The 264-nt window shown below is 72.3% G+C and carries 1 protein-coding gene; it reads right to left on the bottom strand.

Going from position 1 to position 264, the window contains the following annotated elements; translation table 11 throughout:
- Window positions 1-264: hypothetical protein (locus UK12_RS42810; RefSeq protein ID WP_197085448.1), on the bottom strand; the 264-nt coding region annotated here is incomplete at both ends.

Here is a 264-nt window from a genome sequence, read left to right on the forward strand (position 1 = left end):
GCACCCAGCGCACCCGTACCACCCGTCACCAGCACCGTGCCGCCCGGCTTCCACGCCTCCACGGCCTCACCACGCGCAGCCCGCACCAGACGACGCGCGCACACACCCGAAGCACGTACCGCGACCTGGTCCTCACCAGCGGCGGCAGCGAGCACAGCAGCCAGACGGCCGAGCACACGCTCGTCCACCACCTCCGGCAGATCGACCAGACCACCCCAACGCTCCGGATGCTCCAGCCCCACCACCCGGCCCAGACCCCACACC

Source organism: Saccharothrix sp. ST-888 (assembly GCF_000955975.1).
Taxonomy (GTDB): Bacteria; Actinomycetota; Actinomycetes; order Streptomycetales; family Streptomycetaceae; genus Kitasatospora.